12 protein-coding genes are annotated in these 11,649 nt (G+C 67.3%); 4 read left to right on the forward strand and 8 right to left on the reverse strand.

The genetic code is table 11. From position 1 onward, the window contains the following. Window positions 1-50: 50 nt before the first annotated feature. Window positions 51-449 carry a cupin domain-containing protein gene (locus CDO87_RS14040; protein ID WP_100929349.1) on the forward strand — a complete coding sequence of 133 codons (399 nt, stop codon included), beginning with the start codon at window positions 51-53 and terminating at the stop codon, window positions 447-449. 169 nt (window positions 450-618) lie between these two features. Here CDO87_RS14040 and CDO87_RS26760 read toward each other — a convergent pair whose 3' ends face one another. Genes CDO87_RS26760 through CDO87_RS14055 form a run of 4 tightly spaced genes read right to left on the reverse strand, consistent with a single transcriptional unit; the run spans window position 619 to window position 2,817 of the window. Further along, window positions 619-816 carry a hypothetical protein gene (locus CDO87_RS26760; protein ID WP_157814992.1) on the reverse strand — a complete coding sequence of 66 codons (198 nt, stop codon included), beginning with the start codon at window positions 814-816 and terminating at the stop codon, window positions 619-621. Window positions 817-830: 14 nt separating this feature from the next. Then, on the reverse strand, window positions 831-2,288 hold the full coding sequence (gene hydA, locus CDO87_RS14045; RefSeq protein WP_100929350.1) for a dihydropyrimidinase: 1,458 nt from the start codon (window positions 2,286-2,288) through the stop codon (window positions 831-833). Beyond that, window positions 2,285-2,572, reverse strand: coding sequence for a hypothetical protein (locus tag CDO87_RS14050; RefSeq protein ID WP_100929351.1), 288 nt, complete (start codon window positions 2,570-2,572; stop codon window positions 2,285-2,287). Before CDO87_RS14050 ends, hydA begins: the two co-directional genes overlap by 4 nt. A gap of 5 nt (window positions 2,573-2,577) precedes the next feature. Continuing rightward, window positions 2,578-2,817 carry a hypothetical protein gene (locus CDO87_RS14055; protein WP_100929352.1) on the reverse strand — a complete coding sequence of 80 codons (240 nt, stop codon included), beginning with the start codon at window positions 2,815-2,817 and terminating at the stop codon, window positions 2,578-2,580. 116 nt (window positions 2,818-2,933) lie between these two features. Between CDO87_RS14055 and CDO87_RS14060 the strand changes: the two genes are divergently transcribed. Then, entirely contained in the window at window positions 2,934-3,176 is a 243-nt protein-coding gene (locus tag CDO87_RS14060; protein ID WP_100929353.1) for a hypothetical protein, read from the forward strand. 242 nt (window positions 3,177-3,418) lie between these two features. On the opposite strand, the gene CDO87_RS14065 is transcribed toward CDO87_RS14060, so the two are convergent. Then, the gene (locus CDO87_RS14065; RefSeq protein WP_100929354.1) at window positions 3,419-4,669 is read right to left on the reverse strand and encodes a Zn-dependent hydrolase; all 1,251 of its coding nucleotides are present in this window, start codon (window positions 4,667-4,669) and stop codon (window positions 3,419-3,421) included. Between the two features lie 149 nt (window positions 4,670-4,818). On the opposite strand from CDO87_RS14065, the gene CDO87_RS14070 reads away from it, so the two are divergent. Then, window positions 4,819-5,451, forward strand: a complete 633-nt coding sequence (locus CDO87_RS14070) for a TetR family transcriptional regulator C-terminal domain-containing protein (RefSeq protein ID WP_100929355.1) — start codon at window positions 4,819-4,821, stop codon at window positions 5,449-5,451. Window positions 5,452-5,510: 59 nt separating this feature from the next. Then, the gene (locus CDO87_RS14075; protein ID WP_100929356.1) at window positions 5,511-5,747 is read left to right on the forward strand and encodes a hypothetical protein; all 237 of its coding nucleotides are present in this window, start codon (window positions 5,511-5,513) and stop codon (window positions 5,745-5,747) included. Between the two features lie 93 nt (window positions 5,748-5,840). Here the strand turns inward: CDO87_RS14075 and preA are convergent, their stop codons facing one another. From preA to CDO87_RS14090, 3 genes are all read right to left on the reverse strand, one after another. Beyond that, window positions 5,841-7,145 (reverse strand): NAD-dependent dihydropyrimidine dehydrogenase subunit PreA, encoded by a 1,305-nt coding sequence (gene preA / locus CDO87_RS14080; protein WP_100929357.1) that lies wholly within the window; start codon window positions 7,143-7,145, stop codon window positions 5,841-5,843. 143 nt (window positions 7,146-7,288) lie between these two features. Beyond that, window positions 7,289-8,617, reverse strand: coding sequence for an NAD(P)-dependent oxidoreductase (locus CDO87_RS14085; protein ID WP_100929358.1), 1,329 nt, complete (start codon window positions 8,615-8,617; stop codon window positions 7,289-7,291). A gap of 265 nt (window positions 8,618-8,882) precedes the next feature. Continuing rightward, entirely contained in the window at window positions 8,883-11,645 is a 2,763-nt protein-coding gene (locus tag CDO87_RS14090; RefSeq protein ID WP_157814993.1) for a hypothetical protein, read from the reverse strand. Between the last annotated feature and the right edge of the window lie 4 nt (window positions 11,646-11,649).

An 11,649-nucleotide genomic window follows, 5' to 3' on the forward strand; every position in this document is an offset into this window, starting at 1 on the left:
GGGTGACGCTCTGGCATCATCGCGCCACTGGGCACGAAAGGAGGTGCGGGATGGCGGATTGCGTGAAACTGCGGCCTGCGGGCACGTATGCGGGCAAGCAGGGGTTCGACTATTTCGAGGGGATCGCGAAGGAGACGGTGGGCGCGCAGGGCGTCTGCATGCACCTGCTGACCATTCCGCCCGGTGCGAGGGCCAAGGCCCACAAGCACGAGACGCACGAGACGGCGATCTACGTGATCTCCGGCACCGCGCGGATGTACTGGGGGGAGCGGCTGGAGCACGTCATGGACACCAAGGCGGGCGACATGATCTACATCCCGGCGGACGTGCCGCACCTGCCGTTCAACGACGGCGATACACCGGCGGTTGCGGTGATCGCCCGCACCGATCCGCACGAACAGGAGTCGGTTGTCCTGCTGCCGGCGCTTGAGGCGCTGGTGCCCGGGTGATCCTTGCCGCGCGCGGGTCATGGCGGGGTGTCCGTCCGGCTGCGCCCGTCTGACGGGGCGGTGAAGGAGGCGAACCGGGGACGGGGCTTGTGCGTCATGCAGCGTCCTTGCGCAGGGTCGGGGGACGCCGGCGGGGCGGGCCGTCTCATGCGGTGCGCGGGTTCCGGCCTCAGTCATCCGCGACTGCCCCGGCAACGCCTGTCGCCCCGGCGGTCACCGCGTCGGCGGCGGCGTCCTCGGCGAGGGCGCGGAGGGCCATGAGCCCCCCGAGCGTGCGTTCGATCTGCGCCGGGCGACGCTGGTCGTGCCCGGGAAGGAAGTCGCCCCCCCGGGTCATGCCACCGCAGCCACACGCGCAGATTGCCATTTGTCCGTCCCCCTTCAGACGCCGGTGGCCGGGATGCCGGAGCGCTGCACCGGGCGGGGCGCGGTGAGATCCTTCCACTTCGACAGCGCCTTGTTGGTGGGCGTGCCGGCCTTGCGCTCGACGAACTTGCCGTGGCCTTCCTGCGAGGTCAGCGTGCCGTCGGTCACGGCGACATGGCCGCGGGTCATGACGTAGCGCGGCAGGCCCTTCACCTTCTTGCCCTCGAAGACGTTGTAGTCGATGGCGCTGACCTGGCTGGCGGCGGTGATGGTCTTTTCCTTCTCGGGGTCGAGCACGAGGATGTCGGCGTCCGAGCCCACGCGGATCGCGCCCTTCCTCGGGTAGCAGTTGAGGATCTTGGCGATGTTGGTGGAGGTGACGGCGACGAATTCCTCCGGCGTCAGGCGGCCCGTGCCGACGCCCTGGGTCCAGAGCATCGGGATGCGGTCCTCGAGCCCGCCGGTGCCGTTCGGGATCTTGGTGAAGTCGCCCACGCCGTAGCGCTTCTGGTCGGTGGTGAAGGCGCAGTGGTCGGTGGCCACGACGCTGAGCGAGCCGGACATCAGGCCCGCCCAGAGGCTGTCCTGGTGCTTCTGGTTGCGGAACGGCGGCGACATGACGCGGCGGGCGGCGTGGTCCCAGTCCTGGTTGAAGTACTCGGATTCGTCGAGCGTCAGGTGCTGGATCAGCGGCTCGCCCCAGACGCGCTTGCCCTGCTGGCGGGCGCGGCGGATGGCCTCGTGCGCCTCTTCGCAGGACACGTGCACGATGTAGAGCGGCACACCCGCCATGTCGGCGATCATGATGGCGCGGTTGGCGGCCTCGCCCTCGACCTGCGGCGGACGGGAATAGGCGTGGGCCTCGGGGCCGTTGTTGCCCTCGGCCAGCAGCTTGGCCGAGAGTTCGGCCACCACGTCGCCGTTTTCGGCGTGGACCATGGCGATGCCGCCCAGTTCGGCGAGGCGCTGGAACGAGGCGTACATCTCGTCGTCGTTCACCATCAGCGCGCCCTTGTAGGCCATGAAGTGCTTGAAGGTGGTGATGCCGCGGGTGTCGATCACGGTCTTCATCTCGTTGAAGACCTGCTCGCCCCACCATGTGACGGCCATGTGGAAGGAGTAGTCGCAATGCGCCCGCGTAGATTTGTTGTCCCACATCTGGAGCGCGTCGAGCAGGCCCTGGCCGGGCGAGGGCAGGGCGAAGTCGATCACCATGGTGGTGCCGCCCGCCAGCGCCGCGCGGGTGCCGCTGTCGAAGTCGTCGGTGGAATAGGTGCCCATGAAGGGCATTTCGAGGTGGGTGTGCGGGTCGATGCCGCCGGGCATGACGTAGCAGCCGGTTGCATCCAGTTCCTTGTCGCCCTTCAGGCCCTCGCCGATCTCGGTGATGATGCCGTTTTCGACCGCGACATCGGCCTTGTAGCTCAGGTCGGCGGTGACGACGGTGCCGTTCTTGATGACTGTGGTGGTCATGTGATGCTCCCTGTGTCCGGGTCGTTGCCCGGTGTCTCGGTGAAGGCCCGGGCCAGATGCGCCGCGGCGCGCCGGTGCCAGTGGTCCGCGTCTGGGCGGAAGGCGATGTCGTTCTGCCGCTCCATCGCGGCTTCGAGGTTCCAGAGGGCCTGTGCCTCCGGCAGGTTGCCCGCTTCGGCCTGTGCGTCGCCCAGCCTGTCGGCCAGCCCGGCCAGGACGCAGATGTCCGCCACCGACAGGGTCACTGTCACCGGGGCATCGAGGTCGACATCGGGCAGGTCCATGCGGATCAGCCCACGCAGTCCAGGAAATGGAACTTCCCGTCCTGACGATAGTAGAAGCACAGGTCGTCCGTCACGAAGACTTCGCTGAGCGGGACGCCTGCGGGCAGGCCATCGGCGATGCCGAGCGGCAGGTCGAAGTCCACGGGTTTGACCCTGACGGTTTCGGCAGGCAGCGGGTCGGCCCCGAGGGTCGCCAGCGCCAGCAGCCCGATGCAGCAGATCAGCGAGAGCGAGAGGCGATTCATCGGCAGGCCCCGTAGGCTGCGGAGGGTGCCGCCGCGTATGCAACCGCTGGCATGGCCCCCGCGTTGATGGGGAAAGGGCGGGCCATGGCTGCGCCGCCCGCAGATGAGGATATCCGATGAACGAGACCGAGACCCGCCTGCACGAGGCGCTGGAAAACATGTTCGACACCGAAGAGGACACGGGCAACAAGACGCTCGAGGTCACGGCCCGCGAGCTGGCCAATGCCGCCGAGGTGGAAGGCAAGACCGGCTCCGTCAGTACCGAGGCGGCGCTGGCCGTCCTGCGCGAGGCCGCCGGCCCGGGCGACGAGATCGACGGAGAGACGGCGCGGTTCGCCATGCCGCGCAACAGGGCGTAGGCCAGCCGAAGACCGCGCCGGTCCGTCCGGGGCGCATCGCGCCGGGGGCTGGCGGGCCGGGCGGGTCATTCTGTCGGGCCGGCGGCCCGACGCCCGCCCACACCCGTGGCCCGACAGGTGGCATGGGCCGGGCGACCGCAGCGGGTGACGGGCCGCAAAGCCCGTCCGGCCGTGCTCCCGCCAATGCTCTGGTCGAGTGGAATCCACGTGAATGCCATGTCCGCTCGTGTCCCCTCCGCGCGTTACGATACGATTTCCGCCGTCTCGACCACCGCGTGGAACAGCACGTCGGTGCCGGCCTTGGCCCATTCCTTCGAGATTTCCTCGGCCTCGTTGTGCGACAGACCGTCGACGCAGGGGCACATGATCATCGCGGTGGGCGCCACCTCGTTGATCCAGCAGGCGTCGTGGCCCGCGCCGGAGACAAGGTTCATGTGGCTGTAGCCCAGCCGTTCCGCCGCGTTGCGCACGGCGGTCACGCAGCCCTCGTCGAAGGTGACGGGGTCGAAGTGGCCGACCGGCTCGATCTCCAGCCCGAGGCCCAGCTCGTCGGCGATCTCCTTTGCCTTCGCCTCGTACTGTTCACGCATGGAGGTGAGTTTCCCGAGGTCGGGAGAGCGGAAGTCGACGGTGAAGACCACCTTGCCGGGGATCACGTTGCGGGAGTTCGGGTAGACGTCGCAGTGCCCGACCGCGCCCACGGCGTGCGGCTGGTGGGCCATGGCGATCTGATGCGCGGCCTCGGTCATGCGGGCCATGCCGAGCCCTGCGTTGACCCGCATGTTCATCGGCGTGGACCCGGTGTGCGCGTCCTTGCCGGTGACGGTGCATTGCAGCCACCACAGGCCCTGCCCGTGGGTGACGACGCCGATGTCCTTGCCTTCGGCCTCGAGGATCGGGCCCTGCTCGATGTGCAGTTCGAACATGGCGTGCATCTTGCGGGCGCCGACCTTCTCGTCGCCCTTCCAGCCGATGCGCTCCAGCTCGGACCCGAAGGTCTTGCCCTCCGCGTCCTCGCGGTCATAGGCCCATTGCAGGTCGTGCTTGCCGGCGAAGACGCCGGAGGCCAGCATCGCCGGGGCGAAGCGGGTGCCTTCCTCGTTGGTCCAGTTGGTCACGACGATGGGGTGTTTGGTCCTGATGCCGGTGTCGTTGAGCGAGCGGATGACCTCCAGCCCGCCGAGAACGCCCAGCACGCCGTCGTACTTGCCGCCTGTCGGCTGCGTGTCGAGGTGGCTGCCCACGTAGACCGGCAGCGCGTCCGGGTCGGTGCCTTCGCGGCGGGCGAACATGTTGCCGATCTCGTCCAGCCCCATGGTGCAGCCCGCCTCCTCGCACCAGGCCTTGAACAGCGCGCGGCCCTCGGCGTCGGCATCGGTCAGGGTCTGGCGGTTGTTGCCGCCCGCGACGCCCGGTCCGATCTTCGCCATCTCCATCAGGCTGTCCCACAGGCGGTCGCCGTTGATCGTGAGATTTGCGGCTGGTGCTGCCATTTCGTACACTCCCCTTCGGACCCCACTGCCAAGGGTCTCTTGCGATTTGACCAATCGGTCAAAAGAACGCTACCAAAGGACAGATTCCAGTCAAGCGCCGCGCCGTGAATTCCGGCAGTCGCTTAAATAAAGGGCAGGCAGGGGCGGCGATGACGGAGAAAATGGCAGGCGTGCAGGCACAGGAAGTCCGGCCGCAGACACGCATCCAGCGGCAGAAAAGCGCCGCGATTCTGGAGGCGGGGCTGACGGTGTTTTCCGAGGCCGGGTTCCGGGGCGCGACGCTGGACCGGATCGCGATGGAGGCCGGACTCTCGAAGCCCAACCTGCTGTATTACTTCCCTTCGAAGGACGCGATCTACGAGGCGCTGCTGCGCGAACTGCTGGAGACATGGCTGAACCCGCTGCGCGCCATCGACCCCGAGGGCGAGCCGGTGGACGAGATCCTGGGCTACGTGCGCCGCAAGCTGGAGATGGCCCGCGACTATCCCCGCGAAAGCCGCCTTTTCGCCAACGAGATCCTGCAGGGCGCGCCGCTGATCGGCCCGGTGCTGGAGGGCGAGCTGCGCGACATGGTGGACGAGACGGCCCGCCTGATCGACGGCTGGATCGCCGAGGGGCGCCTGGCCCCGGTCAATGCGCGGCACACGGTCTTCTCGATCTGGGCGCAGACGCAGCACTACGCGGATTTCGACGTGCAGGTGCGGGCGGTTCTGGGCGGGGAGGACTTCGACGGTGCGGCGGCGCACCTCGACACGCTGTTCCGGCGGCTGCTGCAGCCCTGACACGGCCCTTCCGGGCTGCCGTTCACCCGGCATTTACCCCGATCCGGCAGGCTGCGGGGATGCAGAGTCTCCGCCTGTCGAACCACCGCCCCAACGAACCCTGGCTGGCTCAGATCTTCACCGCGAAGGCGGTGCAGAGCGGCGGCGTGGTGCGGCGCGCGGTGCAGGACGTGGAGCGGGAAGTGGGGCGCGATCGGCTGATGCAGGAGGTCGCGGCGCGCGGGTTTCACCTGATCGAATGCGGCGGGCAGTTCGTGATCGTCTGCCGGACCAGCGACCTGGTCGTGCACCTCTGAACGGAAAACGGCAGACTTTTCCTCGAAAAGTCTGCCGTGCCGAAGAGTTCTCGACGAGAACTCTTCGCGGGTGCGCGGCGCGCCGGACGTGCCTTATTCGGCGGCCTTGGCCATCGGGTTGTTCGGATGGGTCGTCCAGTTGGCGTAATCCGCCTCGACCGTGCGGCCGGTGCGCGGATCGACGGTGCCGGGGGCGAGCCGCTCCATGGTGATGCAGTCCTCCACCGGGCAGACGTCGAGGCAGAGGTTGCAGGCCACGCATTCCGCGTCGTTGACCTCGAACGTGCGGTCCTCGTGCATCCAGATCGCCTGGTGGCTGGTGTCCTCGCAGGCGGCGAAGCAGCGGCCGCACTTGATGCAGGCGTCCTGGTCGATCCGGGCCTTGGTCACGTAGTTGAGGTTGAGGTACTGCCAGTCGGTGACGTTGGGCACCGCCTTGCCGACGAAATCGGCGGTGGAGGTATAGCCCTTCTCGTCCATCCACTGGCTGAGGCCGCGCTTCATCTCCTCGACGATGCGGAAGCCGTAGGTCATGGCGGCGGTGCAGACCTGCACGTTGCCGCAGCCCAGCACCATGAACTCTGCCGCGTCGCGCCAGGTGGTGACGCCGCCGATGCCGGAGATCGGCAGGCCGTGGGTTTCGGGGTCGCGGGCGATCTCGGAGACCATCGACAGGGCGATGGGTTTCACCGCCGGGCCGCAGTAGCCGCCGTGGCTGCCCTTGCCGTCGATGGTGGGTTCTGGGGCGAAACTGTCGAGGTCGACCGAGGTGATGGAGTTGATCGTGTTGATCAGCGAGACCGCGTCGGCGCCGCCGTTGCGGGCCGCGGTGGCGGGCTTGCGGATGTCGGTGATGTTGGGCGTCAGCTTCACGATCACCGGCTTGTCGTAGTACATCTTGCACCAGCGGGTGACCATCTCGATGTACTCGGGCACCTGACCCACCGCCGCGCCCATGCCCCGTTCGGACATGCCGTGCGGGCAGCCGAAGTTCAGCTCGATCCCGTCGGCGCCGGTTTCCGCCACGCGCGGCAGGATCGCCTTCCAGGCGGCCTCCTCGCAGGGCACCATGATCGAGGCGATGAGCGCGCGGTCGGGGTAGTCGGCCTTCACCCGCGCCATTTCCTCGAGGTTGGTTTCGAGGGGGCGGTCGGTGATCAGCTCGATGTTGTTCAGGCCCAGCAGGCGGCGGTCGGCGCCGTGGATCGCGCCGTAGCGCGGGCCGTTGACGTTGACGACCGGCGGGCCTTCGGCGCCGAGGGTCTTCCAGACGACACCGCCCCAGCCGGCCTCGAAGGCGCGGCGGACGTTGTATTCCTTGTCGGTCGGCGGCGCGGAGGCCAGCCAGAAGGGGTTCGGGCTTTGGATGCCGACGAAATCGGTGGTGAGATCGGCCATGTGCTGTCTCCTGGTCGGGCGGCCTGCCCTGTCTGGCGGGAGGCCTGGGCGGAGGGGTGGGGCCCGGCCTGGTGGCCGGAACCGGTTCAGTCGGTCGTCAGGCGGGGTCCGGGGGACCCCGAGGCGGGCAGGCGGCCCGCGGGTCAGCCCGAGGTGAGCGCGGCGTGGATGTCCTCGGCGGCGTCGCGGCCTTCGGCGACGGCCACCACGGTCAGGTCCTCGCCGTGGGTGCAGTCGCCGCCCGCCCAGACGCCCTGAAGCGAGGTGCGGCCCGCGCCGGTTGTGGCGATCTTGCGGCCGTCGAGGTCGAGTCCCTCGGGCGGGGTGAGGCGCTGGCCGATGGCGCGGAAGACCTGGTCGGCGGGCAGGCGGATGGTCTCGCCGGTGCCGACCAGCCGGCCGCCCTCGTCGGTGGTGTATTCCAGTTCGATCTCGACGGCCTTGCCGTTGCCGTGCACCGCCTTCGGCATCGTGTTGGCGAGGATGCGCACGCCCTTCGAGGTGGCAAGGTCCTGCTCGTAGCGGCTGGCGGGCATCTGGTCCTGCGCGCGGCGGTAGGTCAGGGTGACCGTCTCGGCGCCCAACAACTTTGCCTGCACGGCGGCGTCGATGGCGGTCATGCCGCCGCCGATCACCACCACGTTGCGGCCCACGGGCAGGCTGGCGAGGTCGGAGGCCTGGCGGAGGTCGGCGATAAAGGACACGGCGTCGGCCACACCGTCGCGGTCCGCGCCTTCGGCGTCGAGCGCGTTGGTGGCGCCGAGGCCGATGCCGAGGAACACCGCGTCATAGTCGGCGCGCAGGCTGTCTAGCGTCACGGCGCCCCCCAGCGCCTTGCCGTATTCCACGGTGATTCCACCGATTTGCAGCAGCCAGTCGACCTCGCGCGCGGCGAAGTCGCCCGTCGTCTTGTAGGCGGCGATGCCGTATTCGTTGAGGCCGCCGGGCTTCGGGCGGGCCTCGTAGATCGTGACGTCATGGCCCTTCAGCGCGAGGCGGTGGGCGCAGGAGAGACCCGCCGGGCCGGCGCCGACCACGGCCACGCGCTTGCCGGTCGGGGCGGCGCGGGTGAAGGGGTGGCTGTTGGCGGCCATCAGGCTGTCGGTGGCGTGGCGCTGGAGGCGTCCGATCTCGACCGGCTTGCCTTCGGCGGCCTCGCGGACGCAGGCCTCCTCGCAGAGCGTTTCGGTCGGGCACACGCGGGCGCACATGCCGCCGAGGATGTTCTGTTCGAAGATCGTGCGCGCCGCGGCCTCTGGCTGCCCGGTCGAAATCTGCCGTATGAACAAGGGGATGTCGATGTCCGTGGGGCAGGCGGTGACGCAGGGCGCGTCATGGCAGAAGTAGCAGCGGTCGGCGGCGACGGCGGCTTCGTGGGCATCGTAGGCCGGGTGCAGATCTGCGAAGTTTCCGGCCAGCGCGTCCGGGTCGAGACGTCCCGGAACGATGCCTGGCGTGTGCGGGCTGGACATGGCGGCTCCCTGTTTTCCGTTTTGTTCAGAGTGCCACGTCTGAAAATTTTATCAATTGGTAAAATTTGCGTCCCGCGCGGCGGATCGTTTTTCGCGAAAGACTGCCGAAAATTGCGGCAATCCGGTTGTAGCGTGACAGAGTTTTTTACAGTGAATTACACAGTTTTTTTCAGCAAAGCGTTTTTCCAATTTCCGGTTCTCGTCGGGGGCGGGCGTTCAACGCAGCCCTGTCAGCGGGTTCTTTGAACGGTCGTTGAAGGCGCCTTTAAGGGGCGATGATACCCATCCCGCGAAGAGCTGCCACGATTTCATTCACCGTCGCTTGGTTTGAGGCTCCGGAGGCGTCGTCGGCGATCGCGGCCTGCTGCGGCCCCAGCACTTTGACACCTTCGATCTTGTATGTCCCATCATGGCCGATCTCGACGCGCGTGGTGCCGCCGGTGGTTTGCCCGCCCGTATCGGACACGCATTGCAGAAACGGCTTCCCGTCCGTCGAGGCCTTACCCGTTCTGATCTGAAGCTCTGCCGAAGTGTTCCCGGTGGTCCGCGTCTGTTCGACGATGGCCACCGGGCGCTGGTAGCTGCCGCTCTGGATCAACGCCGCCACATCGCCGACGCCCGCGCCGTAGCCGAGGCTGTACCGGGCGTGAAGCGCTGGGCCCTTTTCGTCTTCGCTTTGCTCGAAGTAGGATTTGCCCTCCATGTAGACCGGCTTACCGCCAGCGATCACCCGACAGTTCAGGTTCGTGGGGGGCACCCCAGTCGGCGTGCCCTGGTACTGCGCCCATTCAGCCGACCCGAGCGTGACCGGGATCCCGTCCGTGCGCGTGTCGATGATGCCGGGCCAGGTGATGCCGTCGATGATGTTGTCGGCAATGATGTGCCCCCCGGCGAAGACGTTGGTGCCGAAGATTTCGATGACCGGCGTGCCAGCGTTGTTCCGGAAGATGTTGCCCTTCACGATCGACTGCCCGTTGCGCAACCGGATCCAGACGCTGCAGGTCAAGGCGGCCTCGGGGCCTGAATTGTTCGCGATGCCGTTGCCGATGAAAACGGAGCTGTCCGGCAGTTCGATCGCGGGCCGCGCGACGCTGCCCTTGTGATTGCTGATGGCGTGGAACTTGCTCTGCAGCACGCTGTTGTGAAGGCCTTCGAGCAACAGCATCGAGCCGTCGACGTCTTCCCAACGGCATTGCAGAAACTGCTGGTAATTCGAGTTCTTCGAGCTGCCCGTGCTGTTGCGGATGCTCACGCAGTAGGTGCCGTCCGGCACGCCGCCGCCGGTGAAGGTCACCCGTGTCCACTGGCAGTCCCATGCATTCGTGAAGTTCACGCAGGGTGTGTGACCGCCGTTCATACGGACGTTGGTCACACGCCATTCAATCGCCTGGTGGCCGTGGATCAGGCCGGTTTCGGCAGGCTTCGTGGCGGCGGTCAGGTCATTGCCCTGAGCGTCGGTCTCGATGACCGTCACCGCATCGCGCATCAGCGAGAAGCCCTGAAGCTCGACCCCGATGCACTTGCCCGCGTCGGTGTCGATCTGGAAGCCGGTGTAGAAGATACTTTGCGTTCCGGTCGCCACGATGATCGTGCCGTCCGAGTCGCCGAAGATCGTTTTGCCCGCCCCTTGGCCGATCACAGCGACGCCGCGTGGCAGCGTGACGGTCGACGAGGTCCGGATCACGCCACGCGGGAGCCAGACTGTCACCGGCCCGCCGTTGTCGATGCTTTCGATCGTCCGGGCAACGGCCGCCCAAAGCCGGTTCCAGGCGACCGTATTGTCGGCGGTCGCGGAAGGGATCACGCCGAACGCGGTTGCCTGGAAAATTCGGCCGGGCGTCTCGGTGACGTAGAACTTGACCGGCGTCGAGGCAGCGTTTTCGAGGTCATGGTTTTCAACGCCCGGATCGGCGATCTCCAGCGTGTATCCGTCCAGCCGGGTCCGCACGAGCTGACCGGGCAAGAACCCGTCGTCCGTTGAGGCCACGAGATCTGACATGCGATCATAAATAAGCTCGCCCAGCCAGCCGAGGGAGGTCGAGGAGCTGGCATCATTCCGTCGCCAGACCCTCATTCCGGGACCAACAACCTGCAGGAAGACCTCGCCGTCAGCCGAAGACGAGCGCCCCTCCTCTTCGGTCGCGAAGGGCATGGCACCGGCCGCGAGCGCGGCCAGTTCCGACTGTGCCCGCGCCGTCGCTGCAGCACTTGCTGCAGCTTCGGCGCCAGCCCGGGCGGTCAACGCCGTTGCGGCCGAGATTCCGGCTTCCGTTTGGCTGACCAGTGCGGCGTTCCTCGCCGTTTCCGTAACACCCTGAGCGGTCTCGGCGCCTTCGCGCGCATCCTCGGCTCGTTGAACCATGGCAGCGGTACTGATGCCCGGCACCAGGCGATAATCCGTGCCCGTCCAGCGCCACTCGATCACCATGCCGGGCAGGAGTTCCCCGGGCTGCAGCGGCGCGCCAGAGTTCGTCAGGAGTGCCCGGGCGGTGCCCCCGTCGATCCCGATCGTGACTTCGCCCGTGTTCTGCTGTTCGACCACGCTGACGAACTTCGTCGCGTAGGGCGATTTCGAGTGATCCCGGTCCGTCGATCCGGTCAGGGCGTTCGCCGTGCCGTCGAGGGTGACAAACACGTCTGAGACGGCCCCGCCGTACTCGGCCACCCGGACCCATCGGGACCAGTCTTCGGACCATTTGTAGCGCCCGTGATTGTTCACGGTCTCGCCGTCGTAGCCCGTCGCCGTCGCTTCGGAATGGGTGCCATCGTCCGAAAGCGGGATCTCTGCCCCCGCGCCATCGGTGCTGCCCGTCAATGTCTGGAGTTCGGCCCAGCTCGACGGCGCAAGCATGCCCGAGGTGATCTGCGCTCGTAGCCCGGCGATTTCATTGGCGACCGCGCCACTGCCGAGGAGGACCGTCGCGAGCGTCTGGTAGCTTACCCGACCGGCAGTTGCCCCGGAAATACCGAGCAGGTGGTCGACGAGGGGAAGGGCTTCAGCTTCAGTAACAGGGATCCCGGCAGACATTGAA

It is taken from the genome of Sagittula sp. P11, assembly GCF_002814095.1.
Taxonomy (GTDB): Bacteria; Pseudomonadota; Alphaproteobacteria; order Rhodobacterales; family Rhodobacteraceae; genus Sagittula.

What these genes read in the sequence shown, in the direction of transcription:
- CDO87_RS14040 (WP_100929349.1), top strand. Translation starts at nt 51, where the DNA reads ATGGCGGATTGCGTGAAACTGCGGCCTGCGGGCACGTATGCGGGCAAG.
- CDO87_RS26760 (WP_157814992.1), bottom strand. Translation starts at nt 816, where the DNA reads ATGGCAATCTGCGCGTGTGGCTGCGGTGGCATGACCCGGGGGGGCGAC.
- hydA (WP_100929350.1), bottom strand. Translation starts at nt 2,288, where the DNA reads ATGACCACCACAGTCATCAAGAACGGCACCGTCGTCACCGCCGACCTG.
- CDO87_RS14050 (WP_100929351.1), bottom strand. Translation starts at nt 2,572, where the DNA reads ATGGACCTGCCCGATGTCGACCTCGATGCCCCGGTGACAGTGACCCTG.
- CDO87_RS14055 (WP_100929352.1), bottom strand. Translation starts at nt 2,817, where the DNA reads ATGAATCGCCTCTCGCTCTCGCTGATCTGCTGCATCGGGCTGCTGGCG.
- CDO87_RS14060 (WP_100929353.1), top strand. Translation starts at nt 2,934, where the DNA reads ATGAACGAGACCGAGACCCGCCTGCACGAGGCGCTGGAAAACATGTTC.
- CDO87_RS14065 (WP_100929354.1), bottom strand. Translation starts at nt 4,669, where the DNA reads ATGGCAGCACCAGCCGCAAATCTCACGATCAACGGCGACCGCCTGTGG.
- CDO87_RS14070 (WP_100929355.1), top strand. Translation starts at nt 4,819, where the DNA reads ATGACGGAGAAAATGGCAGGCGTGCAGGCACAGGAAGTCCGGCCGCAG.
- CDO87_RS14075 (WP_100929356.1), top strand. Translation starts at nt 5,511, where the DNA reads ATGCAGAGTCTCCGCCTGTCGAACCACCGCCCCAACGAACCCTGGCTG.
- preA (WP_100929357.1), bottom strand. Translation starts at nt 7,145, where the DNA reads ATGGCCGATCTCACCACCGATTTCGTCGGCATCCAAAGCCCGAACCCC.
- CDO87_RS14085 (WP_100929358.1), bottom strand. Translation starts at nt 8,617, where the DNA reads ATGTCCAGCCCGCACACGCCAGGCATCGTTCCGGGACGTCTCGACCCG.
- CDO87_RS14090 (WP_157814993.1), bottom strand. Translation starts at nt 11,645, where the DNA reads ATGTCTGCCGGGATCCCTGTTACTGAAGCTGAAGCCCTTCCCCTCGTC.